The organism is Mycobacterium sp. E3298, assembly GCF_001666895.1.
Taxonomy (GTDB): Bacteria; Actinomycetota; Actinomycetes; order Mycobacteriales; family Mycobacteriaceae; genus Mycobacterium.
The window spans coordinates 1-26,053 of sequence record NZ_LZJB01000048.1 but is presented as its reverse complement, the minus strand read 5'-3'; the positions used below and the strand labels follow the sequence as shown (position 1 = coordinate 26,053).

At 61.7% G+C, this 26,053-nt stretch carries 24 protein-coding genes; 16 read left to right on the top strand and 8 right to left on the bottom strand.

Translation table 11 applies throughout. The features are described from left to right. Positions 1–12: 12 nt before the first annotated feature. The 5 genes from A9X05_RS01805 to A9X05_RS01785 all read left to right on the top strand — a co-directional run bounded on the left by A9X05_RS01805 (position 13) and on the right by A9X05_RS01785 (position 4,390). Complete coding sequence (locus A9X05_RS01805) at positions 13–960, top strand: daunorubicin/doxorubicin resistance ABC transporter ATP-binding protein DrrA (RefSeq protein WP_067778791.1); 948 nt, start codon at positions 13–15, stop codon at positions 958–960. Next, complete coding sequence (locus A9X05_RS01800; protein WP_067778788.1) at positions 957–1,697, top strand: ABC transporter permease; 741 nt, start codon at positions 957–959, stop codon at positions 1,695–1,697. The genes A9X05_RS01805 and A9X05_RS01800 overlap by 4 nt, the downstream gene beginning before the upstream one ends. After that, a complete protein-coding gene (locus A9X05_RS01795; RefSeq protein WP_231978221.1) occupies positions 1,697–2,488 on the top strand; it encodes an ABC transporter permease in 792 nt (263 codons plus the stop codon). Before A9X05_RS01800 ends, A9X05_RS01795 begins: the two co-directional genes overlap by 1 nt. A gap of 70 nt (positions 2,489–2,558) precedes the next feature. Further along, positions 2,559–3,587 carry a glycosyltransferase gene (locus A9X05_RS01790; protein WP_067778785.1) on the top strand — a complete coding sequence of 343 codons (1,029 nt, stop codon included), beginning with the start codon at positions 2,559–2,561 and terminating at the stop codon, positions 3,585–3,587. Further along, positions 3,584–4,390: a glycosyltransferase family 2 protein gene (locus A9X05_RS01785; protein WP_067778782.1), complete on the top strand. Its 807-nt coding sequence runs from the start codon at positions 3,584–3,586 to the stop codon at positions 4,388–4,390. The genes A9X05_RS01790 and A9X05_RS01785 overlap by 4 nt, the downstream gene beginning before the upstream one ends. 24 nt (positions 4,391–4,414) lie before the next feature. Here A9X05_RS01785 and A9X05_RS01780 read toward each other — a convergent pair whose 3' ends face one another. From A9X05_RS01780 to gmd, 4 genes are all read right to left on the bottom strand, one after another. Beyond that, positions 4,415–5,146 carry an FkbM family methyltransferase gene (locus A9X05_RS01780; protein ID WP_067778779.1) on the bottom strand — a complete coding sequence of 244 codons (732 nt, stop codon included), beginning with the start codon at positions 5,144–5,146 and terminating at the stop codon, positions 4,415–4,417. A gap of 101 nt (positions 5,147–5,247) precedes the next feature. Beyond that, positions 5,248–5,907 carry a hypothetical protein gene (locus tag A9X05_RS01775; protein ID WP_067778777.1) on the bottom strand — a complete coding sequence of 220 codons (660 nt, stop codon included), beginning with the start codon at positions 5,905–5,907 and terminating at the stop codon, positions 5,248–5,250. A 161-nt stretch (positions 5,908–6,068) separates the two neighbouring features. Further along, the gene (locus tag A9X05_RS01770; RefSeq protein ID WP_067778774.1) at positions 6,069–7,031 is read right to left on the bottom strand and encodes a GDP-L-fucose synthase; all 963 of its coding nucleotides are present in this window, start codon (positions 7,029–7,031) and stop codon (positions 6,069–6,071) included. Positions 7,032–7,038: 7 nt separating this feature from the next. Next, the gene (gene gmd / locus A9X05_RS01765) at positions 7,039–8,061 is read right to left on the bottom strand and encodes a GDP-mannose 4,6-dehydratase (protein WP_067778771.1); all 1,023 of its coding nucleotides are present in this window, start codon (positions 8,059–8,061) and stop codon (positions 7,039–7,041) included. Positions 8,062–8,455: 394 nt separating this feature from the next. Here gmd and A9X05_RS01760 point away from each other — a divergent pair, with 394 nt between their 5' ends. Further along, on the top strand, positions 8,456–9,961 hold the full coding sequence (locus A9X05_RS01760) for a glycosyltransferase family 87 protein (protein WP_067778768.1): 1,506 nt from the start codon (positions 8,456–8,458) through the stop codon (positions 9,959–9,961). A gap of 289 nt (positions 9,962–10,250) precedes the next feature. On the opposite strand, the gene A9X05_RS01755 is transcribed toward A9X05_RS01760, so the two are convergent. From A9X05_RS01755 to A9X05_RS01740, 4 genes are all read right to left on the bottom strand, one after another. Further along, positions 10,251–10,880 carry a class I SAM-dependent methyltransferase gene (locus A9X05_RS01755; protein ID WP_067778765.1) on the bottom strand — a complete coding sequence of 210 codons (630 nt, stop codon included), beginning with the start codon at positions 10,878–10,880 and terminating at the stop codon, positions 10,251–10,253. Between the two features lie 469 nt (positions 10,881–11,349). After that, complete coding sequence (locus A9X05_RS01750; protein ID WP_067778762.1) at positions 11,350–12,285, bottom strand: NAD-dependent epimerase/dehydratase family protein; 936 nt, start codon at positions 12,283–12,285, stop codon at positions 11,350–11,352. Between the two features lie 6 nt (positions 12,286–12,291). Further along, positions 12,292–13,293 (bottom strand): glycosyltransferase, encoded by a 1,002-nt coding sequence (locus A9X05_RS01745; RefSeq protein ID WP_231978219.1) that lies wholly within the window; start codon positions 13,291–13,293, stop codon positions 12,292–12,294. 316 nt (positions 13,294–13,609) lie between these two features. Beyond that, entirely contained in the window at positions 13,610–14,101 is a 492-nt protein-coding gene (locus A9X05_RS01740; protein WP_067778759.1) for a GtrA family protein, read from the bottom strand. Between the two features lie 681 nt (positions 14,102–14,782). On the opposite strand from A9X05_RS01740, the gene A9X05_RS01735 reads away from it, so the two are divergent. The 10 genes from A9X05_RS01735 to A9X05_RS01700 form a co-directional block, all read left to right on the top strand. Beyond that, the gene (locus tag A9X05_RS01735) at positions 14,783–16,099 is read left to right on the top strand and encodes a UDP-glucose/GDP-mannose dehydrogenase family protein (protein ID WP_067778756.1); all 1,317 of its coding nucleotides are present in this window, start codon (positions 14,783–14,785) and stop codon (positions 16,097–16,099) included. Positions 16,100–16,111: 12 nt separating this feature from the next. Further along, complete coding sequence (locus A9X05_RS29125) at positions 16,112–16,753, top strand: methyltransferase domain-containing protein (protein WP_082970839.1); 642 nt, start codon at positions 16,112–16,114, stop codon at positions 16,751–16,753. Beyond that, positions 16,750–17,745, top strand: a complete 996-nt coding sequence (locus A9X05_RS01730) for a methyltransferase type 11 (RefSeq protein ID WP_231978218.1) — start codon at positions 16,750–16,752, stop codon at positions 17,743–17,745. The genes A9X05_RS29125 and A9X05_RS01730 overlap by 4 nt, the downstream gene beginning before the upstream one ends. A gap of 419 nt (positions 17,746–18,164) precedes the next feature. Further along, the gene (locus A9X05_RS01725; RefSeq protein ID WP_067778753.1) at positions 18,165–19,424 is read left to right on the top strand and encodes a glycosyltransferase; all 1,260 of its coding nucleotides are present in this window, start codon (positions 18,165–18,167) and stop codon (positions 19,422–19,424) included. A 229-nt stretch (positions 19,425–19,653) separates the two neighbouring features. Next, complete coding sequence (locus A9X05_RS01720; protein ID WP_067778749.1) at positions 19,654–20,937, top strand: glycosyltransferase; 1,284 nt, start codon at positions 19,654–19,656, stop codon at positions 20,935–20,937. Between the two features lie 212 nt (positions 20,938–21,149). Further along, a complete protein-coding gene (locus tag A9X05_RS30295; RefSeq protein ID WP_156736199.1) occupies positions 21,150–21,317 on the top strand; it encodes a hypothetical protein in 168 nt (55 codons plus the stop codon). Positions 21,318–21,362: 45 nt separating this feature from the next. Further along, positions 21,363–22,640, top strand: coding sequence for a class I SAM-dependent methyltransferase (locus tag A9X05_RS01715; protein ID WP_082970838.1), 1,278 nt, complete (start codon positions 21,363–21,365; stop codon positions 22,638–22,640). A gap of 152 nt (positions 22,641–22,792) precedes the next feature. Continuing rightward, the gene (locus A9X05_RS01710; protein ID WP_067778743.1) at positions 22,793–23,911 is read left to right on the top strand and encodes an NAD(P)-dependent oxidoreductase; all 1,119 of its coding nucleotides are present in this window, start codon (positions 22,793–22,795) and stop codon (positions 23,909–23,911) included. A gap of 244 nt (positions 23,912–24,155) precedes the next feature. Beyond that, positions 24,156–24,989, top strand: a complete 834-nt coding sequence (locus A9X05_RS01705; RefSeq protein ID WP_067778740.1) for a TylF/MycF/NovP-related O-methyltransferase — start codon at positions 24,156–24,158, stop codon at positions 24,987–24,989. A 144-nt stretch (positions 24,990–25,133) separates the two neighbouring features. Continuing rightward, a partial coding sequence (locus tag A9X05_RS01700; RefSeq protein ID WP_067778803.1) for a glycosyltransferase occupies positions 25,134–26,053 on the top strand: 920 nt, incomplete at its 3' end.

Here is a 26,053-nt window from a genome sequence, read left to right as displayed (position 1 = left end):
ATACTCGCTACTGTGAGCCCACTGGCGATCGAGGTTGACGGCCTCACAAAGACATTCGGCAGAGACACGCCTGCGCTGTGTGGCGTGAGCTTCTCGGTTCAGGAGGGCACGGTGTGCGGCGTGCTGGGCCACAATGGCGCCGGCAAGACGACCACCATAAACATCTTGTCCACGCTGATCCGCCCGAGTTCGGGCCGTGCCACCGTCGCCGGATACGACATCATCCGCGAAGCCGCCCAGGTGCGTGCGAGCATTGGGATGGCCGGGCAGTCCACCGCGCTGGACCCATTGCTTACCGGCCGCGAAAACCTAGTGCTATTCGGGCGACTGCGGGGCCAACGTCGCCGGGAGGCGAAGGCTCGCGCGGATGAGCTGGTCGATCAGTTCGATCTCGTCCCTGCCGCCGACCGGCGGGTATCCACGTATTCCGGAGGCATGTGGCGGCGCGTCCACCTCGCCAGTGCCCTAATGGTGCCGCCGAAGGTGCTGATTCTCGACGAGCCGACCACGGGACTAGACCCGCGTAGCCGCCGGGCGGTGTGGACACTGGTGAGCTCGTTGGCTCTGCATGGCATGACCGTGTTGCTCACGACGCAATACTTGGAAGAGGCTGACGTGCTGAGCGATTCGATCGTTGTCATCGACCATGGACAGGTCATCGCGAGCGGAACAGCAGAAGACCTCAAGCGCAGGGTAGGCGCCAGCTATTGCCAGGTGACGCCGGCGAATCCTCACGACTTGCCTCTGGTCGCAACGGCACTTGCCGGGCACGATGGGATGGACGTTGACGCCGATACCAACTCGGTTTCGCTATTCGCCCCGGACGGGGTCGCCACGCTGACTGAGGTATTCCGCCGGGTCGATGCGCTCGGCATCGAGCTCGCCGACATCTCGCTACGCAAACCCTCGCTAGACGAAGCGTTTCTTCACCTCACCGAACGGCGCGTCGCCCAATCATGAATGCCCTGGCCGCCCTTACCGAGCGCTCGCTGATGTCGTCTGCGCGCGACGGTGGGTTGATCTTCGAGATACTTTCGCCCGTCGCGTATTTGGCCGGCTTCACAGCGGCGCTGCACGGCCTGGTCGAAACGCAACGCATGAGTTATTCCCAGTACCTGGTGCCAGGGGTCGTCGCCCAGTCGGTGATTTTCGTGGCACTGCTCACCGCCGATCGCGCGGCACGCGACCGCCTGACCGCGCTGGGTGAGCGTTTGGCGACTCTGCCGATCGCTGCAGTAGTCCCAGTGAGCGCCCGTATGGTGGCCACCTTGATGCGTGCGGCCCTCGCCCTCTCGGTGGCGATGGTCGCCGGCTATGCGTTCGGCTTCCGGATTACCGGTGGACCAGGCTATGCGCTCGCCTTTGTGCTTATCGCGTTGCTATTGTGCCTGGCGGTGGCGCTGGGGGCCGATGCGATGGGCTCAAGTGCAAAAAGTATCCAGGGTGCTACCCAACTCCTGTTCGTCCCACAGCTGATGCTGTTCATGCTGTCCACTGGGATCGCCCCGGAGTCGACGTTTCCCGACTGGTTGCGCCCGTTCGTTCGAGACCAACCGGTGTCGCAGGTCGCCGAAACGCTGCGCAACTTGGCTACTGGCCAGGTTAGGGCTGGCAACTTAGCGACTAGCCTCGCTTGGTGTGTGGGGATGACCTTCGTCTTTGGTGCCATCACGCTGCGGATGCAGAGGCGGGCTTAGTGAGAGCGCAGCCCGATATTCAGGGCTCGTTGTTGACCGAGAGCTGGGTGCAGGCAGGTCGGCTCCTGACCCGGTGGCGCCGGGACCGGGCGGTACTGGCGGGTTCGTTATTACTCCCGATCTGCCTTCTCCTCACCTATAGGGTGGTGCTTGGCGAGCGGGTACATCAGGTCACCGGCGTCGAGAGCATTTACGGCTTGGTCCCGGTGTGCGCCGTGCTATCCGCGCTTTTCGGGGCCTTCAGCACCTCGATCGGCATCCAGCTGGAGCGTGAGTCGGGGCTACTCAGCCGCATGTGGGTGCTACCGGTACACCGCGTAAGTATGCTCACTGGACGGCTGACCGCCGAGGTCGCGCGGGCACTCATTGGGACGGCGCTGATTACGGTGCTGGGAATGGCGCTAGGGCTACGTTTCACACACGGCTGGGCCACAGCACTGCTCTACGTCCTAATACCGCTAATCGTGGTGATCGGATTCACGGCTTTGGTGATGGCGTTGGCCATCCGCGCAAATGGCCGCACCGTCATGACGTGGTTGGCGGCCGGTACCGTTTCGTTGGCATTCTTCAATCCAGGCACCACCCCGATCGGGCTGTTTCCGGAATGGCTTCGCCCGCTGGTCCGCCTGCAACCGATGTCGCCGCCGATAGAAGCGATGTGGGGACTGTCCCACGACGGCCCGCTCCTCCGGCCTCTGGCAATGACTCTCCTCTGGATGGTCGTGCTGCTCGGGGTGTTCGTTCCGATGGCCCTGCGCGGCTATCGTTTCGCGGCCGAATCCAACGCGTGAGGCCCACCGATATCGCTATGCATCACGACACCCGCCTCGGCGCCGCTACGCACCGAACAGGGTTCCCGCAATGACCGAGCAGACGGCGGCGAACTCACCCAAGGTGAGCATCGTAACGACCACCCACAACCAGGAAGCATACGTCCGAGAAGCATTCGACAGCTTCGTCGCCCAGCGGACCGATTTCCCGATGGAGATCATCGTCGCCGATGATGCGTCGACCGATGCGACCCCGGTGATCATTCACGAGTACGCCGAGCGCTACCCGCATCTGTTCCGGCCAGTCTTCCGACCCATGAACCTCGGTCTCAACAGGAACCTGGTGGGCGCCCTCGCGCTTGCTCGGGGCGAGTATGTCGCCCTGTGCGAGGGAGACGACTTCTGGATCGACCCGCTCAAGTTGAGCAAACAAGTTGCATTACTCGACCGATACCCCGGGACGACGGTGTGCTTTCACCCAGTCAGGGTGATCTGGGATGACGGTTACGCCAAAGACTCGAAGTTCCCCCCGGTGTACTTGCGAGGCAACTTGACCGTCGACGCCCTGATTTTGATGAACTTCATCCAGACCAACTCCGTCGTCTACCGCCGCCTCCAGCGCTACGACGACATCCCCGCCGACGTCATGCCGCTCGACTGGTACCTACACGTCCGGCACGCGGCCCATGGCGACATAGCTATGCTGCCGGAAACGATGGCCGTTTACCGCCGGCACGCAGAAGGCATGTGGCACAACCAGGTTGTGGATCCGCCAAAGTTTTGGTTGACGCAAGGTCCCGGTCATGCGGCGACGTTCGACGCCATGTTCGACCTGTTCCCGGGGGACCCGTTGCGCCAGGAACTCATTGCCGTGATGGCCGACTGGATCCTCCATCAGATCGCCAAGGTCCCGGGTCCCGAAAGTCGCGCCGTACTCGAGAACACCATCGCGCAACATCCGCGGTTCGCAATGCTTGCGCTGCAACACCACTGGGCGACGCCCAAGGAGCGCCTCACGACTTTGAGGCGCAGGCTGGGTGCCGTTGCGCCCAGCCGACGGGGACTTGCCGACGTCTGGCCGTCCGGCCCCAAACGCCTGATGTTAGGGGGAAGTTGTTGATGTCAGCTCCGACCGTCTCGGTGATAACAATCTCCTTCCGCGATTTAGACGGGCTCAAACGGACGGTGGATAGTGTGCGCGCCCAACGCTACGGCGGTCGGATCGAGCACATCGTGATCGACGGTGGGTCGGGTGACGACGTAGCGGCATATCTGTCGAAGTGTGAGCCGGGATTGGCGTACTGGCAGTCCGAGCCCGACGGCGGAAGGTATGACGCGATGAACCAGGGCATCACCCACGCGTCCGGCGATCTGTTGTGGTTCATGCACTCTGGCGATCGTTTTTCCGATCCTGACGCAGTGGCTCAGGCCGTGAAGGCGATCTCGGGCTATGGACCGGCCAGCGAAACGTGGGGCTTCGGCATGGATAACCTCATCGGTCTCGGACGCGTCCGTGGCCCGATCCCCTTCAGTATCCGCAAATTCCTCGCCGGATGGCAGGTGGTTCCGCACCAAGCATCATTTTTTGGGTCCTCGCTCGTGAACAAACTGGGTGGCTACGACCTCGATTTTGGGGTCGCCGCTGACCAAGAATTTATTTTGCGGGCTGCTTTGCTGCGGGCCCCAATCACGATCCGGCGTGTGTTATGCGATTTCGACACCACCGGCATTGGCACCAACCGGCACCCAAGCGACGTCTTTCGTGATCTGCGACGCATGTGGGACTTACACGACCGCTATCCCATGGGAGGACGGCGAATCTCGCGCGCCTACCTGCGTTCCTGGGAGTACTACCTTCGCTTGCTAGAATACGTTTTCACTCAAGTATCGAAACTTCGGGCACGGCGGAGCTTGAGCGAGTAACTGCCAGCCGACTGCGGTTCGTTTCTAATCTACTTCACGAAAGAAGATGCCGTCAGCTTGCAGCATTCGGCCATCTCGAGGATCGGCGAAACCGGGTAACAATCCCGTCAATGTGAAGCCCAAGGAATACACAAGTTCGAGCGCTTCACGAATGAGCATACCCCCTTCGTACAAAGGCAGGAACGACAGTTCGAGTTGCATGCCGACGCAACGGTCACTCACCGTCTGTTTAGCACCGGCGATGACTTGCTTCTCGAATCCTTGTACATCGATCTTCAGGAAAGCCGTGTCCGCGGGGCCTAGCAATTCGGTCGCCACTGAGTCAAGCCGGTGTATCGGCACCTCTTCTGTTCCGACATAATTTGCTGGCGGAAAAGCATCCTGATGGTGTTTCAACATCGGCAAGATGGAGCTACTTGCGCCGGCGTTGCCGGCGACATTTATAGAGACAGCGCCGTCAACGTCCCCCAGCGCGCACCGCCGGCAGTCCCAAAGTGGGTCCTTCAATGCGTCGCGTTCTAGCCGAAAAAACGGTCCCGATAAAGGTTCGAATGAGATGATTCGGCCTCTATAATCCGCCATCCGGAGGTCAGTGGCGTATTGGCCAGAATTGGCCCCAACATCAAGAACGACGTCTACCCCACGTGACTCAAGTTGCTTTACAAATTGCCGCTTCGCGCCTTTCTCAGAATAAGGACGTAATATTTCGAAGGTGGTGTTACGCGCAATCAACCCCCCCCGACGGAACAAATTCACGGTGTCACATTAACATGCGCACTCGCGCCGGGCAGTAGTTGGCGCAACGTTATCGTCGCGTCTGGCACGCCTGGCCCGGACGGACGCGCCCGGCGGAGCACCTATTTCCCATCTTTTCCGAGAACTTCGATGACAATTGAGTCCAGGCCAGCACGGATGATTGCGGTTGGGAAAGCCGCGCGCGCCGCGGTGGTTATGGCATCGAGCTGCGGGAATCCCGCGAGCCCGGAACCGAAGAGTCGCAGGTCGTCGATCACGATCGTAGTGCCAGCAGGGGCCACGTCAGCAAGCCGCCGGAGCGTCGACTCCGCTGGTTCCATCTCCTCTCCCGTAGCCGTGCCCTCACCGGAGAAGTGCCCGTCAAGGAACACAAGAGGCGGACTGGAACAGTTCGCCACAACCTTTGGGATCTCGACAAGTGAGTCGCCGTGGATGAGGCTGACGTTGGGGTACTTCGCAAAGCGTTGTTTGGCTGCCGCGAAGAGACCATCGTGCAACTCGACCGAGATCACTTGATCCGCGTACGGCACCAGGAACGCGGTCGTCTCACCCTTGTAGGTTCCGGCCTCGACGAAGATGCGGTGCCCGCGCGACTTGAAGGTGTTAAGTAGGTGGCGTTGCTTCGCGATCGCGGGCGGGGAGACCAGGTTCTCGCCATGGAACCAGCCGTATGCAGCGGCCAGACGTGTGGGCTCTAGGGATTTCTTATTGCGGCCCGCGTTTAACGCGACGTCGATCAAGTTGCGGGTGATCCTCGACATACCGTGACAGTAACCGGCCGGGCGTGGCAGTTCCAGCAAGTGCTTCATATGGTGGATCGGCCGCACGACTACCGCCCACTGTCGGCGTGTCTCTCCTCCCCCGGTTGCCGCCGTTAGTCTGAGCTGCTCGGCGTCGCCGGACGGGCCGTCGCCAAGCTCGTTTATTTTCTCGTCGCGCCAGCGTTCGCGCGATACCAAGCCACGGTTGCCCCGATGCCATCCCGCAGTGCAACCTGGGGTGCCCATCCAGCCGCCCGCAAGACCGAGACATCCAACAATTTGCGCGGTGTTCCGTCAGGTTTCGTTGCATCCCAGCGAGTTTCGCCGGAGTATCCCACGGCGGCGGCGACCATCTCGGCGATCTCGCTGATGGTGTGGTCGACGCCGGTGCCGACGTTGACGTGATTCGTGCCGTCGAAGTGTTCGAGTAGGTATAGGCACGCGCTCGACAAATCATCGACATGCAGCAACTCGCGCCGCGGAGTTCCGGTCCCCCAGTTTGTCACCTCGCCGGCGCCGCTCGCTTTGGCCTCCTCATACCGGCGAATGAGCGCCGGCAGCAGATGTGAACTCGAAGGGGAAAAGTTGTCACCGGGACCATAGAGATTGGTCGGCATCGCGGAGATCCACGCCAGCCCATATTGACGCCTGACCGCCTGGACCTGAAGGATGCCAGCGATCTTGGCGATTGCGTATGCGTCGTTGGTGGGCTCCAAGGGCCCGGTGAGCAGTGCGCTCTCCCGGATGGGTTGCGGGGCAAATTTCGGGTATATGCACGAGGAGCCCAAAAACAGCAGCCGCGGCACCCGCGCGGCCACGGCAGCATCGAGCAGGTTGACCTGGATCTGCAGGTTTTCGGACAGGAAATCGGCTGGGTAGGTATTGTTCGCCATGATGCCCCCGACCCGCGCCGCAGCATCGATGATCACCGACGGCCTTGTCCGCACAACGAAGTCGAAAGTCGCCGCGCGATCCGTCAGGTCGAGCTCATCGTGTGACCGCACAAGGAGATTGGTGAACCCCTCCGCCTGAAACCTGCGTAGCAGGGCAGACCCGACCAGCCCGCGGTGTCCGGCGATATAGACGGGCGATGCGCGATCAAGGTTCCCGATCGAAGCGTCCATCGCCTGTTCAGCTCCAACCTGGCAGCGTCGGCTTGTCAATCCATGGCTTGCCGTCGCACTCCAACGCCGCGGTGTCTGCGTCCACCATGATTCGCGCCAACTCGCCGGTGTGTACAGACGCCTTCCACCCCAATAATTCAGCGGCTTTCGTCGCATCGCCGATCAGCGAATCCACTTCCGTTGGCCGCAGATAGCGCTCGTCGAACTTCACATGTTTTTGCCAGTCGAGGCCAGCATGATCGAACGCCGTTTGAGCGAATTCACGCACGCTGTAACCACGCCCCGTCGCCAGAACAAAATCGTTCGGCTCGTCGGCCTGCAACATCCGCCACATACCCTCGACATACTCCGGCGCGTAACCCCAGTCGCGGACGGCATCGAGGTTACCCATGTAGACGTCTGACTGGATCCCGGCCTTGATTCGCGCGACGGCTCTCGTGATCTTCCGGGTCACGAATGTCTCACCGCGCCTTGGGGATTCGTGATTGAACAAGATGCCGTTAACCGCGAACAGCCCATAGGCTTCGCGATAGTTGCGCGTGACCCAGTACGAGTAGACCTTTGCCGCCCCATACGGGGACCGCGGATAAAACGGCGTCCGCTCGCTTTGTGGCGGCGGTGAGGCGCCGAACATCTCCGAGGAGGAAGCCTGATAGAAGCGGCACTCGACCCGGGCAAGTCGAACGGCTTCGAGCAGCCGGACCGATCCCATCCCCGTGGTGTCGCCGGTATGAACGGGTTCGTCGAAGCTGACACGCACATGCGACTGCGCCGCAAGGTTGTACACCTCGTCGGGAGCGATAGTGCTCAGCAAGGTAACCAACCGCGTGCCGTCGGTCAGATCACCGTAGTGCAGGAACAGTCGCGCGTCCGGTTGGTGTGGATCGACGTAGAGGTGATCGATCCGCGACGTGTTGAAAGTCGACGCTCGGCGGATGAGCCCGTGGACCTCGTACCCCTTGCGCAGCAGCAGCTCGGCGAGATAGGAGCCGTCCTGTCCGGTGATGCCGGTAATGAGCGCTCGTTTCACTGGATCCCTATTTTCGCTTGTATCCGATCATCGCCGCATGTCCCAGACCGCATCGCGCCGGCGCCACGCCTCGTTATGTGCTACGCGGGGAAGACGCCATCGCTCAATAGTAGGTGTTGAGGTCAAGTAACCACTGTGCGGCAGGTTCGCCATTACGCCACGAAACATATAACGAGCGCAACGCAGGGCACCCGGCGATAATGACATCTAACGGAATTCCTTGTGTTTGAGAGGCCTCTGCGCGAAACTCAATCCGCTGACATGGCGCGTGGCCACCGGCCTTGTGTTGTAGCCCCAACTACCAGGCTGCTAGAGCCCCTTGTTGGGGCCCCATGTGGGTGGACGATGCGCCCTGCTCCCGCGACCGTTTCGAACAAGAACGAGGAGAACACAGATGAATCGTCCTCTCAATGTACCGCAAGGGGCCGCCGTGCTGGTCCGGAAGCGGTTGTCGGAGGTCACCAAGCAGTCGGAGCGCACCTTCCTCCTCGGCACCGTCTTGCTCTTGACCGCAGGATCCGCAGCGCTGGGTTATGTGCTCGCCCAGTACTTCGCGGTCGACATAGTTACCTCGCTCGTGTTCTTTCCCGAAGATTGCTACGGCAACTGGGGCACGAACGTCGGTCGGCACTGCTTCAGCGACTACGCAATGGTAGTGGGCGCCGGGACGCGGCCTAACCCCTGGCAGCCCTATCCGATGTTTCCGCCACACGCGCCTTTGAGAATCCCGTATCCTGCGGCTGGCTTACTGCCGCAATTGTTGTTTGGGTTACCCGCGAAGTTGCTGGGCGTCCCCTTCCTGGGGCTGATCGGCTATCAGGTCGCGCTCACGATCGCCGTCGTTTCTCCGGCTGTATGGGCGGCACGCGGTACACGCGGTCTTGAGCAGGTGGTGGTCTTTGTAGCGTTGAGCGCGGCAGCTATCCCGGCGTGGGTGGTGATCGACCGAGGTAACTCGGTGGGATTCGTGGTACCAGTCGCGCTGGTTTTCTTGGTGGCGCTGTGCCGACGGCGGTGGGGCCTCGTCACGCTCATGGTGGTGCTCGCGGCGCTAGTCAAACCACAGTTCGCTGTGCTGGCTATCGTGTTGTTTGCGGCCCGGCAGTGGCGGTGGGGGGGTATCGCAGTCGGCGGGATCGCGATCTCCAACTTCGCAGCGTATCTGCTATGGCCACAGGACTTTCCGCAGACGATCGCTCAGTCGATCCACAATCTCTTTGCTACGAGCGGTTTGTACCTCACCGATCTGCGGAACGTGTCCTTCGGCCGTGCGCTCCTCTTGATCCCGGATTACGTCCACCTGTTTCAAGCGGGCAAAATGTCGGACGACTTCCTTGCTGGTCCGCGCTCCCTCTTCGGATACGCCATCCTAATCCTCGTCGTCATTTCCGTACTGGCTCTGGGGCGGCGCATCTCGCCCGTCATGGCGGGCATCGTGCTTCTTGCCACCGCCACGTTCTTCCCTCCTTTGAGCATGTTCTACTACCTGGTATTCGTCCTGCCAGTCGCCGCGCTCGTTGTACGAGACCCCGACGGGCGTCCGGGTGCGGGGATATTCGAGGAACTCGTAACTCAGGGCCAGCGACGTCGCGCGGTCGGCATTTGCGTAACTGTGGCCGTGGCCCTCACCATCGCCCAGATCGCCCTGCCGGGCCCGATCGACCACACTGATATTCGCGGTCAAATGGGTACCCGAGGGGTTGTCGGCACCACGGTGTTTCTGGCACCACTTCTCTGGCTAATCGCGTGCGCGGTGATCCTTGTCTCCTACGCGCGGAGACCGGTTTCGTTAGCTGGCGTTGAGGAAGGGCCTGATCGCGAAGGTCCCCCAGACACTGCGGCCAACGCTTCCCCCAATGCTCCTGAGCTGCTGCCAGAATCGCCGCAAGGATCGGCGTAGTGCTCCTAGCCTTCGTCCGATAGATGCCGAACTAGGCAAGCTGCCAAGACAGACAGGGATCGTTGCGCTAATCCTCATCCTCAGAACCCGTGTCCGCGGCACCGCTTCTGCATAGACAGCGCCGTTACGGCGAAAATCGTCTGTACGCAAGAAGAGCGCGCTCTTACAGCTTTGACGACGATCGGGCTACCGTGGCCTCAGACGAGGAGATGCCCGGTGCAATAGTCCGCTCTGTGCACTCGCAGAAAGAACCAGCGCACTTCACTCACTCCAGTCTCAAGGCCCTGCGTCAACTCGCAGTGCGGGCCACAATTACCAAGCGGTCCGAAACCCCACTTGAGATCGGATAGTTGCGGACGAATGGAGCGCCGAATACTTCACAGCTCATCGCGAGGTAGCGCTCAGGGGGACGAATAAAATCTCCTTCATCGAGCCGGACAATGACGCGCCCGACGAGGTTCCATCGGTTTCGCGTCGGGACGGGTTCGCTCATCACGAACACGCCGCTTCCAGGCGCAAGAATGCGGCGGCTCTCCTGTAGCAGACCTCGCGCGGAATCATCGTCGAGGTGGTGAATCACTCCGCTAATCAGCACAGCATCGAACGAGCCATCCGCGAAAGGCAAGGATCGTCCGTCCGCAACCTCGAACCGATATTGACTCTTCGTTGCGCGTGCGCGCGCAATGTAACGAGGGTTCATATCCACGCCGACGTAGCCCTCGGGGCGGAATGAGCTAGCCATCACGCCGGTGCCGCAACCTAAGTCGAGGATCGAGGCTGCCCCAACGATGCCCTCTCGGCGGAGAACTTCCTTCTCGCGCCGGTACCCCGCCTCAAGAATCCATCTGAGGAAGTCGAATGCGCGCGGTTGGACTGCAAGGGCGTGAACCCCGCGGCGAACCAAGGGAAGGATGGTCACGCGACGAGAGTCTAGCATCGGGCCATCGAGAAGGATTTCCTTCTATCCTTCCGCCTTCTTTCGTGTTTGCGCCAGGATGACGGTGTTGCCCGGTTAATGTATCCGCTTCGTTCGCCGTTGCAGCAAGACTACACGCGCCGTGTCGAGAGAAACGCATACGCGAAAACCGCCCCGTAACAAGCGCTAATTGGGTTTCAGACGGGCGCTAGTGGACTCTACCGCCTATGGAGCATAAGTTGCAGCGTAGTCTGTCACTGTCTTCCTCTACGGGTAATCCGCTCGTTCACTGCGCAGCAACGCACGGCGGCAACATTTGGTGCGCACGAAGTCGTGAGTGACAAACTTGAGGTCGCGCCGGGTCACGTCGAGCCGGTTGTGGCCCGGGCGACCCACTTTGCCCTCCGGAATTCGTACTGCATGCGCGGCTTTCGCCTACGAACCAAGTTGGTTAAGACGAAGATACGAGCATTCAGGAGTTGACTACTTTGGTTCGACCTACTACGTGTTGCCGCACTACATCGTCATAAACGCGCTTGACTGTTACCGGGAACGGTGTGATCGGCATGCCGCGGAAATCACGCGGGAACTGTGTGCAAAGCCGCAGGTCCCGAACCTGATAACGAGACGACGGGCTAGTCCCGAGCGCGATACGAACCGTGCGGTGGGCAACCTGCTGCACCGTCCGGAGGACGGTGCAGACCGACACGGGCCGTTGAGATGAGACATTGCGCAGCACCGGCATCGATGGCTGCTCTTGCACGGCATTCTCGACCAGAATACGAACCATCGCAGCAGCATCATCGACGTACAAGTAGTCGCGAAGTGTCTCCATGGGCACGAACACGTTCAACGGTTGTCGGGTGACTGAGGCTCGGCACAGCTGACTGATTAGGCCCTGCTGTTTCACAAGATTCTGACCAGGGCCGGCGAGATTTGAAAACCGTCCGATGACAAGCGGGACGCAACCGTCAAGCGTCATCCGCAAGATTTCCTCCTGAGCGAGTTTCGTCTCCCCGTACGGGCTCAGGGGCCGTGGTGTCGTCGACTCACTGAACGGTGGACCAGTCGAGCCGGCATAGATACCGCCTGCAGACGACGAGAGGAAGAACGCACCTGGACCAGTCGGCCGCAGGTCTCGCATCCTCGTGATGAGGTGAGCCATGATCCGCGTCTCCGCGGCAAGTTTGTCGGCAGTGGAACCCATGACACCGCTGCCGGCGGCCCAAATAACCGACCAATCGCCCCTTCCGGCCGCCCGGGTGAATCGCTCGAGATCGGAGTCGAGCACCCCGGTGGCCGCATCGTGATTCTCCCACGGCACCGGAAGTTCCATGAACTTCCGGCCCATCGCCCGCGAAACGGCGCTGCCGAGCAGTCCGCCGCGACCCACGATCCAGGTAAGCACCCGGCATCACTCCGGGGAGTTTTCGAAGATGTCACCAGGGTCCCGCACAATGACGTACACAGGCTTACCCATCGCCATGCTGGCCGAAGCGGCGATGTATTCCGCGATGATCCCCAGCGCGAACAAGACGGCTCCGCCGAGGACGAGCACGGCTACGAACACCGACGTCCACCCCTGGACGGTGATGCCTCCGACCGCTCTCTGCACCGCACTGTATATCGCCACTCCGAAACCGACCAGGGCGAACAGAATCCCCATCATGGAGACGAACCGCAACGGCCGGGTTCCCGAAGAGATGACGAGACGCCAGAAGTGCGAGACCAAACGCCGGAATGTGTATGCGCTGGCGGGTCGTCCTTCTTGGCGCATAAACACCGGACAGGTCGAGGGGCTGGCGACGACCCAAGACAGAGCGACGTCCAGAAACACCCCCGCGCCCGCATAGGCCGCAACACTTCGTCCAGCCTCGCCGAGGATCAGTCGATAACTGCTGAAAGCTTTTACCCCTTCGGATGACACTAAGACATGGAGGAAGAGCCACTTAGTTAGCCAAGACGCCAAATTGCGAAAGGCACCGTGCGGCGGCCGGTTCCTCGGCGAGGCATACACAAGTTGGGCACGATCCCGGTATGCCTTGTCGAGTAGGTCGCCGATATAGGCCGGATCGTGCTGTCCATCCTCGTCCATCGTGACGATCCAGTCCCCGCCCGACGACGTCATGCCCGCGAGTGTCGCCGCATGCTGTCCGAAGTTGCGCGACAGCCATACCGGGCGGATGCGTTCGTCGCGTGCAGCCAGCTCACGCACGACTTCTTCGCTTCCGCGAGTGCCCCGGTCCCACACAAGGAGCACCTCGTCGATGCGGAACCGATGCCCGTCACGAGTTTTCTGGATCGAATAGAGCTGCCCAAGCTCCTTCACTACACCCGGCAAGGTCATGGCTCCGTTGAAGACCGGTATCACAACGCTGACCGAGTCCACACGAGTCAATTGACGTTCGCCAGTCACGCGTTGCCTCCCCAACGGGTCCAGTGAAGCAACTGTACCGATGGCCAACTGAGTACCTCATGCCAATTGTGAGATTCGTGAGGACACCTCAGCCACCCGGCACCAACACTGCCCGTCAAAACGCCATGCTTCATCTGTCGGATTGTGTGCGCGTTGGTACCGCTGCGCCGCCTTTGCCAGCGGCCGAACATCCAATTCTGATGGCAGATGGCATGCGGCGCAAACCGTTTACGCCGAGGGTCGGCAGAGACGGAGTTGACTGCCGTTTGGGGCTACGCGCTATCGAGCAGTAGAGACTCGTGATCGGCGACGTGCGCTACGTGCGCGATGTTTCGTCCTGAGCATCGGCCGCTCCGCGCCGAAAAGAGAAGTGCCGGTGGCCAAAATAGCTCATCAGCGCGGTAAGGACCACAATGATCGCCTGCGCCTCGATGCGGGGCAGACCCAGTTCAACGAACACAGGCAACAGGACGGCGTTGATGCCCAGCGTGGTGAGGTAGACGCTCCAATACCGCAGGAGGTCGCGTAGCACGTGGCCTCGAACCCGAAACACGAATCGCCGATGCATTACGAATGCGAATAGGATGCTCAGCACGTACATAACGCCTAGGCTCACCAGCGACCCAGCGACCTTGCCGAACCTGTGATCGACAAAATGGCCTATGGTCTCAGAGCACGCGACGAAGATCCCGAACCCAACGATGGCGTTGATTGCTCCGACTACCACGAACGCCACCCGCTGGTCGTGAATGAACCGGGTCAGCGGCCCCGGCGATGCCTCACCTCGTGGCACATCAAACTCGCTCATTCCGGGCTTTCGAGGCAGCAGTCCGGGGCAGGGGCACCATGTGGCAAAGGCTACAACCCACGCCGCCAGACGCGCCGGCCGCGTCACTTTCGGCTTTTGCAGCCCAAGCAACAGCGATGCAAAGTAGCGTGAAGCGGCCACCATTCGACGCCGCAAGAGTCACAGGCCGAAACCACTGCTCCTTTCCCAAGGAACAGCCTTGATGTCTAACTCATCGCCCACAACGGGCCTCCGGGACGGAGAGATGAACAACGAGGAGCCCTCGTTTACTCGCCGTAGCGCCTACCAGGGCCACGCCATTTCCATGAAGCCGTCCCGTGAAGCAGCTTGGCCCGCCGGTGCGTGGGCTATATCTCGCGGAGGTCGGGCCGGCCGGGTCGACCGGTGTCCAAGTCGCTTCCCAGACCCAAGCTGGTTGACCACCGTTCCAGCGAAGATGCAGGCGCCCCCGCGCGAGACACACAGCGCCACGCCCAAATGCAAGGGCCTACGCCGGAACCGTTACTTGAGAGACCGCCGCGAAAGCGGAAGCATGACGCGGTCGGGTGTGAGCCCGATTCGGCGCGAACACATGAAAATGCGACATGGAATGGTTTATGAAGGCATAGACGGATCGTGGAGGAACCTTGAGGACGTCGGAGACTGGGGGCCAGCGATCGACCGGGAGATGAAGAGGTCAGCTTGAAGATTACGGTGATCGGATCCGGCTACGTCGGCCTCGTCACGGGTGCCTGTCTAGCTGACAGCGGCAACGAGGTCATCTGCGTCGATATCGATCAGGCCAAGATAGACCGGCTGCTCGCGGGAGAAGTCCCGATTTACGAGCCTCGCCTGGCTGAGCTGATCGAAACGGACCGGGAGAACGGGCTCATCGACTTCACTACCGACATACGGCGCGGAGTGGAGCACGGAGACGTGATCTTCATCGCCGTGCCCACGCCGATGGGTCCGAACGGCGCGGCCGACCTCACCCACGTCTATTCCGCGGCCGACACCGTCGGGTCCTATATGGACCGCTACAAGGTCGTCGTCAATAAGTCCACCGTTCCTGTCGGCACTGCCGACGAAGTCCGAGCGATCATTCGCCAGAAGACCAATCACGAGTTCGACGTGGTGTCCAATCCCGAATTTTTGAAGCAGGGCAAAGCGATCGCCGACTTCATGCAGCCCGACCGCGTGGTGATCGGCGGCGACTCGAAGCGCGCCGTCGAGATCATGCGGGAACTCTACGAGCCGTTCCTGCGCACCTTTCAGCCCCTGATCGTCATCGACATCAGGAGTGCCGAGATGGCGAAGTACGCGGCGAACTCCTTTCTCGCGACCAAGATTTCCTTCATCAACGAGATCTCGAACCTATGCGAGAAGGCCGGCGCCGACATCTCGGCGGTGCGGGAGGCCATCGGGGCTGATAAGCGCATTGGCTATCATTTCCTATTCCCCGGGATCGGCTATGGCGGCTCTTGCTTGCCGAAAGACGTTCAAGCTCTTCTGCATACCGGCGACGGTCTGGGGGCGGACATGCGTCTGCTGCATGCGGTCGAGCAGGTCAACAGCGAACAGAAGTCTGCCCTCGTATCGAAGGTCGTCACCCGTTTCGGGGGCGGGTCTCCAACGAAGAGTCTGCAAGGCCTGCGCTTCGCGCTCTGGGGCCTGAGCTTCAAGCCAAGGACCGACGACGTGCGGGAGGCTCCGTCCTTAATCATCGCGAAAAAGCTGGTCGAGCTCGGGGCGCTAGTCCGAGCCTTTGATCCCGAGGGAACCGAAAAGGCGCAAAAGGTGCTCGGGGAGTCCATCGAGTACGCCGGAAACATGTACGACGCCGTCGAGGGCGCTGATGCGCTGCTCCTGCTCACAGAGTGGAAACAGTTCCAGCGGCCGTCGTGGCAGCGCGTCAAGTCGGCCATGCGCGGCTACGTCGTGTTCGATGGCCGGAACATCTACGACCCCGAACGCACGCGGGACGAGGGTTTCGAGTACTACGGCATGGGTCGGATTTAAGGGAATCAGCACATGAAGTTCAGCGAACTATCGTCGCTTTCGGTTGTCAACTTGTATGCCGGCGATCTGCCGGACATGCCTGAGTACCGCGCCAGGCAACAAGTGGGCCTATCCCTGACCCAAGAAGGCAAGTGGCACATTCGCCACGATGTTTCGAAGCCGCTGCCGATACCGGACGAATTCGTCGATACTTATCAGTCCGAAGATGTTTTCGAACATATTGAATATAGCAAACTACCTGACACGATTTCTGAGATATATAGGATTCTTAAGAAAGGCGGACTCTTCAGATTATCGCTTCCTGATTACCGCTGCGATGTTCTGTACGATAGGTCGGTCAAGGACGCAATGGGCAACATCCTGTTCGATCCATTCGGAGGAGGCGCATATAAACGACGGCCCGCAATTTTTGGCAAGAAGAAGGTCGTGCGGGGCGGCCATGTTTGGTTTCCGAAATTTGAGAATGTATCCCGGCTACTTAAGGATACAAAATTCTCTTCCGTTGAATTCCTTCATTACTACGATGAGAATGGTACTCCCCATACGAAGTACATTGACTATTCGAAAGGTTTTGTGAAGAGAACCCCGGACAACGACGACAGGGTGTCCCACCCCTTCAGGCCAATGTCCATAGTGGTTGACTGCGTAAAGTGATTAACGAAGCGGATTCCGTTCCGGTCATCTTCATCATCTTCAACCGGCCCGACACCACCAGGCGCGTCTTCGAGAAGATCAGGGCCGCGAAGCCAAAGAAGCTTCTGGTGATCGCGGACGGCCCCCGCGCCAACCGACCCGGGGAGGCCGAGAAGTGCGCGGCGACGCGCGCGATCATCGACGAAGTGGATTGGGACTGCAGAATCCACAGGAACTTTTCAGAGACGAACCTAGGGTGCCGGCTTCGCATATCCTCCGGCATAACATGGGCGTTTGAGTTCGTCGATAAAGCAATCATTCTCGAGGACGACTGCTTGCCGTCTGACTCCTTCTTCCCCTACTGCGCCGACCTTCTCGATCGCTATGAGGGCGACGAGCGAGTCATGATGGTTACCGGGCGCAATCATCTTTTCGGGCACGCCGAGACAGGCGATAGCTACTACTTCTCAAGGTATCCGCACGTCTGGGGCTGGGCTACCTGGAGGCGAGCCTGGGCGAAGTATGACCTCAACATGACGCACTGGCCAGAAATAAGAGACAGAAAGATCTTCGACCAGTACTTCCCTACCCTCGTCGAGCGTTATTACCGAGAGTCGACCCTGCAGCACGTTTACGACGGGAAGATTGACACTTGGGCCTACCAGTGGTTCTACAGCATATGGGCGAACTCAGGCCTCTGCGCCCATCCTGCCCGAAACTTGGTCCAGAATATCGGCTTCCACGCAGAGGCGACGCACACGAAGTGGGACAGGGTCTATTCTCTGCAAGCTTCGCTGCGCGCCGAGGACTTGAGCCTGCCCCTCACCCATCCGGCGATCCTGCTGGCGAGCTTTGACAACGACCAGCTCGAGGCACGGCTGCATGCTGCTCGTTCGAAGGGCCTGTTGTATGCCTTGAACAGATACGTTTCTGTCCTCAAGGTTTCATTCAGGAGGAAGACGGGGCGCGGCCAGTGGCCGGACCCCGGATTGTTGGTCCGGGGCGGCGGCTGAGAGTTGGGACCGCACCCGCTGTGACATGGAACTGGAGGGAACCATGGCCGCGAGGAAGCGGCACAGCCGACAACACCCTGGCGTATGCCTCGGCAGCCCGCTCGGGCGCGTGCCAGTGGACTCGAATTAGCTTGCAACGCAATGCCCAGCGCCTGGCCCACGTCGTATGACTGGGAGCAGTCAGACTTGGCCGCCGGCCGAGCGTATCGCTACGGATTCCTCCCCGAGCACAACCTTCCCCTCGCCAAGCATGCACATCGGCGAACAGGCCACGGCCGCCTTCCAGGCGACACCACGGCAGAGGATCGCGGAAACATACAGCCGGACCCAGCGGCGAACGCCCAGCCGGCAGCCGCAGGACCAGAGATAATGACCTCTGGCGTCGCCTACGCGCTCACAAACGAAAGGCAGGATCTGTCGTGAAATTTGCGCTGGCAAGCTACGGAAGCCGCGGGGACATCGAACCTTGTACCGCTGTCGGCCGCGAACTGCTGCGCCGCGGGCATGAAGTGCGCATGGCCGTCCCGCCCAACCTGGTTGGCTTGGTCGAGGCCGCGGGGCTTGAGGCGGTCGTCTACGGGCCGGATCAGGAGGAGGGGTATTGGGACGTGGATTTCCTCCGCAAGTTCTGGAAGATCCACGATCTGATCAGGATGTGGCGCGAAGCTCAGGGGCTCCTTGTGCAGGCGTGGGCGGAAATGAGCACTACGCTGACAGAGCTGGCGGAGGGGGCCGACCTGCTGTTAACCGGCCCGGGTTTTCCGGGGATCCCCGCCAACGTCGCGGAGTATCACAACATTCCGTTAGCCACGCTGCACTTCTTTCCGATGCGGCCCAACGGCCAGCTCTTCCCGACCCTGCCATCACCGTTGGTCCGCTTCACAATGACTATGCTGGACAAGCTGCAGTGGCTCGTGACGAAGAGAGCCGAGGACGCGCAACGCCGTGAACTGGGCCTACCGAAGGCAACATGTCCCGTGCCGCAACGGATCGCCGAGCGCGGAGCTCTGGAAATCCAGGCCTACGACGAAGTCTGCTTTCCAGGGCTGGCAGCCGAATGGGCTAAATGGGCCGACCAACGGCCCTTCGTTGGCACGCTGACAATCGAGCTGGAGACCGATGCCGATGACCAGGTCGCGTCGTGGATTGCCGAGGGAACACCGCCGATTTGCTTCGGCTTCGGCAGCACGACGGTCCAATCTCCCGCCGCCACGGTCGAAATGATCAGCGCGGCCTGCGGGCAGTTAGGTGAACGGGCATTGATTTGCTCCGGTTCGAGTGACTACAGCGACGTGCCGCATTTCGACCACGTCAAGGTGGTGGGCGCGGTGAATTACGCGGTGGTCTTTCCCGCCTGCCGCGCGGTCGTCCACCATAGTGGCGCGGGTACCACGGCCGCGGGCCTGCGCGCCGGAGTCCCCACGTTGAGCCTCTGGAGCATGGGCGATCAAAGGATCTGGGCGGCTCAGGTCAAACGACTGAAAGTGGGCACCGCCCGCCGCTTTTCGGCTACTACCCGCGAATCGCTCGTGACAGACCTGCGCAAAATCCTTGCCCCCGTATATGCCGCACGGGCCCGGGATATCGCCACCCGGATGACCAAGCCCGCCGAAAGCACTGCCGCCACCGCCGACCTTCTGGTCGAATTCGCCCGCCGAGGCGTTTCGACTACTAATTAGCAGGGGCGGATTTGCGCGGGTGGCGGTTGATTGGACCCGCCGCCGGGGCGAAGAGCAGCATCGCCAACGTTGTCCGCGGGCATGGGGCGAACACCGGCCGCGCCGACACCCGGCGCGCTGGAAAGCCAACACCGATCGTCCAGCCGACAAATAACGAAGCGCAATAATGACCGATGACCGATACCCGTGAACCCGCCGACCCACGGTAACTGTAAGGCTAGGAGCCCTGATGAAATTTGCCCTGGCCAGTTACGGAACTCGCGGCGACGTCGAGCCTTCCGTCGCTGTCGGGCGCGAACTCATACGCAGGGGGCATGATGTCCGCATCGCCGTGCCACCCGAGCTGGTGAGCTTCGCCGAGTCGGCCGGGCTGGCGGCGGTGCCCTATGGGCCGCAGGTGCAGGACTTCCTCAACGAGGAGTTTCTTCGCAACATGTGGAGAGATTTCTTTCGCAGCGCCTGGACGATCCGCGGCCCGGTAAAGGTGGTCCGCAGGGTGTGGGAGCCGATCATCCGCTATTGGAACGACGTGAGCAGGACGCTCATGTCGGTGGCCGATGGAGCGGACCTGCTGTCCACCGGCTTGAATTTCGAGCAGGCCGCCGCCAACGTGGCGGAGTATTACGACATTCCGCTGGCCACGCTGCATCATTTTCCGATGCGGGCCAACGGCCAGCTCGTCCCGAGCGCCCCCGCGCCGGTCGTCCGCACGACGATGACGGCGGTCGAGTGGCTGTTCTGGCGCTCGACGAAGAAGACGGAGAACGCGCAGCGCCGGGAATTGCAGCTGCCCAAGGCCAAGCGTCGATCGCCGCGCCGGATCGGCCAGCGCGGTTCGCTGGAAATCCAGGCGTACGACGAGGCGTGCTTTCCCGGCCTGGCGGCCGAGTGGGCGAAATGGGGCGATAGGCGGCCCTTTGTCGGTGCGTTGACGATGGAGCTGAGGACCGACGCCGATGAGGATGTCGCCTCGTGGATCGCCGCGGGTCCACCGCCGATCTGCTTCGGCTCGGGCAGCATACCGGTCGAGTCGCCGACCGAGACGGTCGAAATGATCGCGAAGGCCTGCTCACAACTGGGTGAGCGGGCATTAATCTGTTTCGGCGGAACCGATTTCAGCGATGTCCCCCAGTTCGACCACGTCAAGGTGGTGGGCGTCGTCAACTACGCTTCGGTCTTCCCTGCCTGTCGCGCCGTCGTCCACCACGGTGGCTCGGGAACCACAGCGGCAAGCATGCGCGCCGGCGTCCCGACGTTGATCTTGTGGAGCTCGGCCGACCAGCCGTACTGGGGGAACCAAGTGAAACAACTCAAAGTGGGTACCGCCCGCCAATTTTCACTCACCACCCCGGAGTCGCTGGTCACCGACTTACGCCAGATCCTTGCCCCCGGGTACGCGGTTCGGGCCCGCGAGCTCGCCGCCCGGATGACCGAACCCGCCGCCAGCGTCGCCAAAGCCGCCGACCTGCTGGAAGGTGCCGCTCGCCGGGGAGTCAATCGATCCGGCGCCTGAATACGCCTCGAATGGCGACGCGGGCGGTTTTATGAGGGTTGCGGACCCACCGCAGGCCCCCGCCGCCAACCATCGCGTTCTGATGTATTCATTGGCGGGCCATAACTGATTATGCATTCCGCCCGCTGACCGCAATTTGAATCCATAGCGCGCGGTCATCGGGTCGTTCTGATGAAGGCCACGCCGGCGCTATCAATTGCAGCCATTTCGGCGTGCCCATTTCTGTTGTGGTGGCCGACGCCGCATGGATGCCGCTGGCCAAGACGTCGCCGACCCGCGGCGCCGCAATGACCAGCCCGGAGCGGCCGGACCTGCGCAGACGCATCCGATGGGCTTGCCGACTGGTGAAAGCCGCCTACGACGGGACTCCGCCGAATTAATGTTCGAGAAACTCAGGAGCCTATTGACGGCGTCCGTTGCGGTCTATGCTCATCACACGGTGGTCGCGATGTGAGATAGATGTGAGATTGGGGGCAGTATTGTCCGAGCGCAGTTGCCGTGTGTGCGGCGGTGATCTTCGGCGGGTCCTTGACCTCGGGCGTCAGCCCGTCTCAAATGCCTTCGTCAAGGCCGAAGAGAGCGGCAAAGTGCCGTTTTTCCAACTCGCGGTCGGACTCTGCACGTCTTGCACCATGGTGCAGCAGCTCGACGAGGTGCCACCGAACGAAATGTATCGCGCGGACTACCCCTACCGCGCGTCCGGATCCGCGCTCATCCGGAGACACGGCGAGGAAGTGGCCCGGCACATCATGCGAGCCTGTCCCGGTCGTGGGGACAGGTTTGTCGTCGAGATCGGCAGTAACGACGGGGTGATGTTGAAGACCCTGAGCGAAGCGGGAATACGGCACTTGGGGGTGGACCCGGCCGCCGGGGCCGGCGAGGTGGCCCGGCAACAAGGCATCAACGTGCGCACCGATTTCTTCAACGCGCCGACGGCCGGCGAGATTCGCGAAGAGCACGGACCCGCCCACCTGATCTATTCGGCGAACACGATCAGCCACATCTCCTACCTGGACTCGATCTTCCAAGGTGCCGCCACCCTCCTTTCGCCAGACGGCCTATTCGTATTCGAGGACAGGTATCTCGGCGACATACTGAAGCAGGTCTACTTCGATCAGATCTACGACGAGCACATCTACCTTTTCTCCGTCCGCTCGGTGCAGGCGACGGCCGCCCGGTTCGGCTTTGATCTCGTCGATGTCGAACACCTGCCGCTACACGGTGGTTCGATCCGTTACACCGTCGCTCGGCCGGGCACTTCGGCGCCGACCGCGACCGTGGCGGAGTTCCTGGCGCGTGAGGAAGCCGAAGGGATCGCCGAGGAAGAGACTTTCGTTCGGTTCGCCGCCAACATCGATCGCATCCGGGCGGACCTGGTCAAACTCCTGCGCGACTTGCGTTCCGACGGCCGTCGTGTCGTCGGGTACGGGGCCACCTCACGGAGCGCGACGGTGATGAACTATTGCGACATCGGCCCGGATCTGCTTCCTATGGTGTGCGATTCGACCCCCGAGAAGCAGGGGCGTCTCACGCCGGGCTCTCAGATTCCGGTGTGCCCCCCGGAGGTCTTCTCCCACCCCTATCCCGACTACGCGCTGCTGTTCGCGTGGAACCACGCCGAAGAGATCATGGCCAAAGAACGTGCCTTCCAAGAGCAAGGTGGACGGTGGATCCTCTACGCGCCGGACGTCCACCTCGTCTGACGGGTCCCGGCGCCAGGTTGTCGAGCTATCTCCTTCAACTGGGCTGACGCTAGGTCGTTCACCGATATGATCAACCGCGGGCCGCACCCGCAAAGGCGTCTCGGTTAGATTTTCTGCGCTCGAACGGGAGGGATCGGCTCTTGTCAACATCCGTGCTCATCACCGGTGGAGCAGGATTCATTGGGTGCCGGCTGTCACGCCGACTCATCGAAGCCGGGCACGACGTCGCTGTCATGGATGTGCTGCTGCCTCAGGTCCACGGTCAACGCCCAATGGTTGACCTGCCGCCAGACGTGCGGTTCTTCACCGGTGACGTAACCCACGCCCCCGACTGGGACGCTGTGCTCCGGCTGTTTCGCCCCACCCAGGTCGTTCATCTGGCGGCCGAGACGGGAACAGCGCAGTCGCTGTCCGAGGCGACGCGGCATGGCGCCGTGAACGTGGTGGGCACCACCCAGCTTCTCGACGCCCTGACGCGCGCGGGCATTGTTCCCGAGCAGCTGGTGGTGGCGTCGTCCAGGGCCGTCTACGGCGAGGGCGCTTGGCGCGCCGGCACACAGGTCTTCTACCCGGGGCCCCGCAGCCACGCGCAGCTGGCCGCGGGGAACTGGGATCCGCAGGGGCCCAACGGCGAACCCGCCGTGCCGCTTCCCAGCCGCGCGGGGCTCACAGAGCCCCGTCCCACCAACATCTACGGCGCGACGAAGCTCGCCCAGGAACACTTGTTGGCCGCCTGGGCGGCCGCGCACGACACCAACCTCAGCGTGCTGCGTTTGCAGAACGCCTATGGGCCAGGTCAGTCGCTGACCAATCCATACACCGGGGTGGTTCCTTTCTTCGCACGCCTGTCGCGCGAACAGCAACCGTCCGAGGTCTACGAGGATGGGCGGATCCTCCGCGATCTCGTCTACATCGACGACGTCATCGATGCGGTGTTCGCGACGGTGCAGCAACCCGCCGACGGATCACGCTGCCTCGACATCGGGTCGGGCGTCGCGACCAGCATTCATGAGCTTGCGCAAAAGATCGCCGCCGTCTTCGGCGCCCCCGAACCGATCGTCGTACCGAAGTTTCGCGACGGCGACATCCGCGCCGCCAGCTGCGATGTCGAGCCGGCGAAGAAGGACCTCGACTGGCAACCGAAGTGGGCGCTCGACGAGGGACTGCATGCGCTACTGCAATGGATTGACGAGCAATCCGAGCAGCCCCGCCAGCAAAGCGACCACGCCGGCGCATCGGGGCGTCACGCGGAACACGCCGGGCGCAACTAACGGGCGCGCGGATACTCGAACCTCAAGCGGCGGAAACTCATTCATGCCTGACCCGGGCAATCCCCGAAGACTGCGGGAGTGCGTGCGATCCGCCTCCTCGTCGCCATCGGATAGCGAGGGTGGATAATCTAGCCCTGGCAACCAGATTCTAGAAAAATCCAAACGCGCAATGAGGCGTCGATTGGGCGTCTAGGCTCACCACCGGCAGTACTGGCATCCGAGACACAGGGGGACGGTTTTGACCGTGACCGAAAGCGACGTCCGATCACTCTATCTGGACCAGATCCGGCGTGATCTCACCAGGTATGGCATGGACCAGCTAGTGCCCGTGGGGTGGCCGCTGCAAATGCGGGCCAGCGTCGGGTGGTTGACGTGGCTTCCCCTCCTCAAGAACCGCAACTTGATGCTGGTCCGCAAACGCCCGTTCGACAAGCACGCACGCGACTTCGGCATGGACTGGCCGGCCGACGCGGAGACGATGATCGGGATGCAGCGACTCACGAGTCTGCAGCACTGCGTCGAGACGGTGCTGCAGGAGGACATCCCGGGTGATCTGGTCGAATGCGGCGTGTGGCGCGGCGGGGCCTCCATCCTGATGCGCGCGGTCCTGGCCGCATACGGCGACAAGACTCGAAACGTGTGGCTGGCCGACTCGTTCGAGGGCGTCCCGCCCCCGGACACCGCGAACTACAAAGAGGACAAGCTGCCCCGGTTCACGCTGGGTTTGCATCATGCTGCGCCGGTCCTGGCGGTGTCGCAAGAAGAGGTCAAAGCGAACTTCGAGCGCTACGGGCTGTTGGACGACCAGGTTCGCTTCCTTCCAGGCTGGTTCAAGGACACGCTGCACAAGGCTCCCATCGATCAGATCTCGGTATTGAGGCTCGACGGCGACCTCTACGAATCGACGATCCAAGCGCTCGACGGGCTGTACCCGAAATTGTCACCGGGCGGCTTCTGCATCATCGACGACTACAACCTCGAGGGATGCCGCAAAGCCGTCGCCGACTACCGGGCCAAGCACAACATATCCGCGGAGATCGTCACGATCGACCAATGCGGTGTCCTGTGGCGAAAGTAGTGACGGCCTGCACGACGTCCGTCATCGCCGGCGCCTTGGCTATCATCGGCGCCGGTATTCCAACACGGTGGACGTGACGTCGGTACAAGTCCTCTGCACACGATCACCGCGCCATTACGCCCCACTCGAAGGCTAGAACCCTAGATGAAGTTTGTGCTGGCAAGCTATGGAACGCGAGGCGATATCGAGCCTTCGCTGGTAGTCGGCCGTGAACTGATGCGCCGGGGGCACGAGGTGCACATGGCGGTCCCGCCCGACCTGGTCGGCTTCACCGAGGCTGCGGGCCTCCCGACGGCCGCCTTCGGGTTGAACACGCAGACCTGGCTCGACGTGTACCGCAACTTCTGGACGTCGTTCTTCGGGGGCTTCTGGAAGCTGCGCGAGATGCGGGAGCTCTGGCGCGAGATGTGGGACCTCAGCGACCAGTGCTGGACCCAGATGAGCAAGACCTTGACGTCGCTGGCCGAGGGGGCAGACCTGCTGCTCACGGGCCAGAGTTACCAGGAGGCCGTGGTCAACGTCGCCGAATATCTGAACGTCCCATTGGCCACGTTGCACCATGTTCCGGTGCGGGCCAACGGCCAGCTCGTTCCGCTGCTGCCGCCTCCCCTGGCGCGCGCGTCGATGACCGCGTTCGATTGGTTCGGCTGGCGCCTCAACAAGAAGGTGGAGGACGCGCAGCGTCGGGAACTGGGGCTGCCGAAGATCCGGGGCGCATCGGCGCGGCGCATCGCCGAGAGTGGATCACTGGAAATCCAGGCCTACGACGAGGCGTGTTTCCCCGGGCTAGCGACGGAGTGGGCGAAATGGGATGGCCAACGACCCTTTGTTGGCGCGCTGACCATGGCGGCGACGACTGAGGCGGACGATGACGTCGCATCCTGGATCGCCGCCGGAACGCCGCCGATCTGTTTCGGCTTCGGCAGCATGCCGGTGGAATCACCGGCCGACGCCATCGAGATGATCAGCGCCGCCTGCGCCGAGCTGGGCGAGCGCGCATTGATTTGTGCGGGTTGGAGCGACTTCAGCGACGTCGCCCACGGCGACCACGTCAAGGTGGTGGG

Bases quoted from the DNA above. Each gene is read 5' to 3' on its own strand.
- A9X05_RS01800 (WP_067778788.1), top strand. From the start codon at position 957: ATGAATGCCCTGGCCGCCCTTACCGAGCGCTCGCTGATGTCGTCTGCG.
- A9X05_RS01790 (WP_067778785.1), top strand. From the start codon at position 2,559: ATGACCGAGCAGACGGCGGCGAACTCACCCAAGGTGAGCATCGTAACG.
- A9X05_RS01775 (WP_067778777.1), bottom strand. From the start codon at position 5,907: ATGTCGAGGATCACCCGCAACTTGATCGACGTCGCGTTAAACGCGGGC.
- A9X05_RS01770 (WP_067778774.1), bottom strand. From the start codon at position 7,031: ATGGACGCTTCGATCGGGAACCTTGATCGCGCATCGCCCGTCTATATC.
- A9X05_RS01760 (WP_067778768.1), top strand. From the start codon at position 8,456: ATGAATCGTCCTCTCAATGTACCGCAAGGGGCCGCCGTGCTGGTCCGG.
- A9X05_RS01740 (WP_067778759.1), bottom strand. From the start codon at position 14,101: ATGAGCGAGTTTGATGTGCCACGAGGTGAGGCATCGCCGGGGCCGCTG.
- A9X05_RS29125 (WP_082970839.1), top strand. From the start codon at position 16,112: ATGAAGTTCAGCGAACTATCGTCGCTTTCGGTTGTCAACTTGTATGCC.
- A9X05_RS01720 (WP_067778749.1), top strand. From the start codon at position 19,654: ATGAAATTTGCCCTGGCCAGTTACGGAACTCGCGGCGACGTCGAGCCT.
- A9X05_RS01715 (WP_082970838.1), top strand. From the start codon at position 21,363: ATGCTCATCACACGGTGGTCGCGATGTGAGATAGATGTGAGATTGGGG.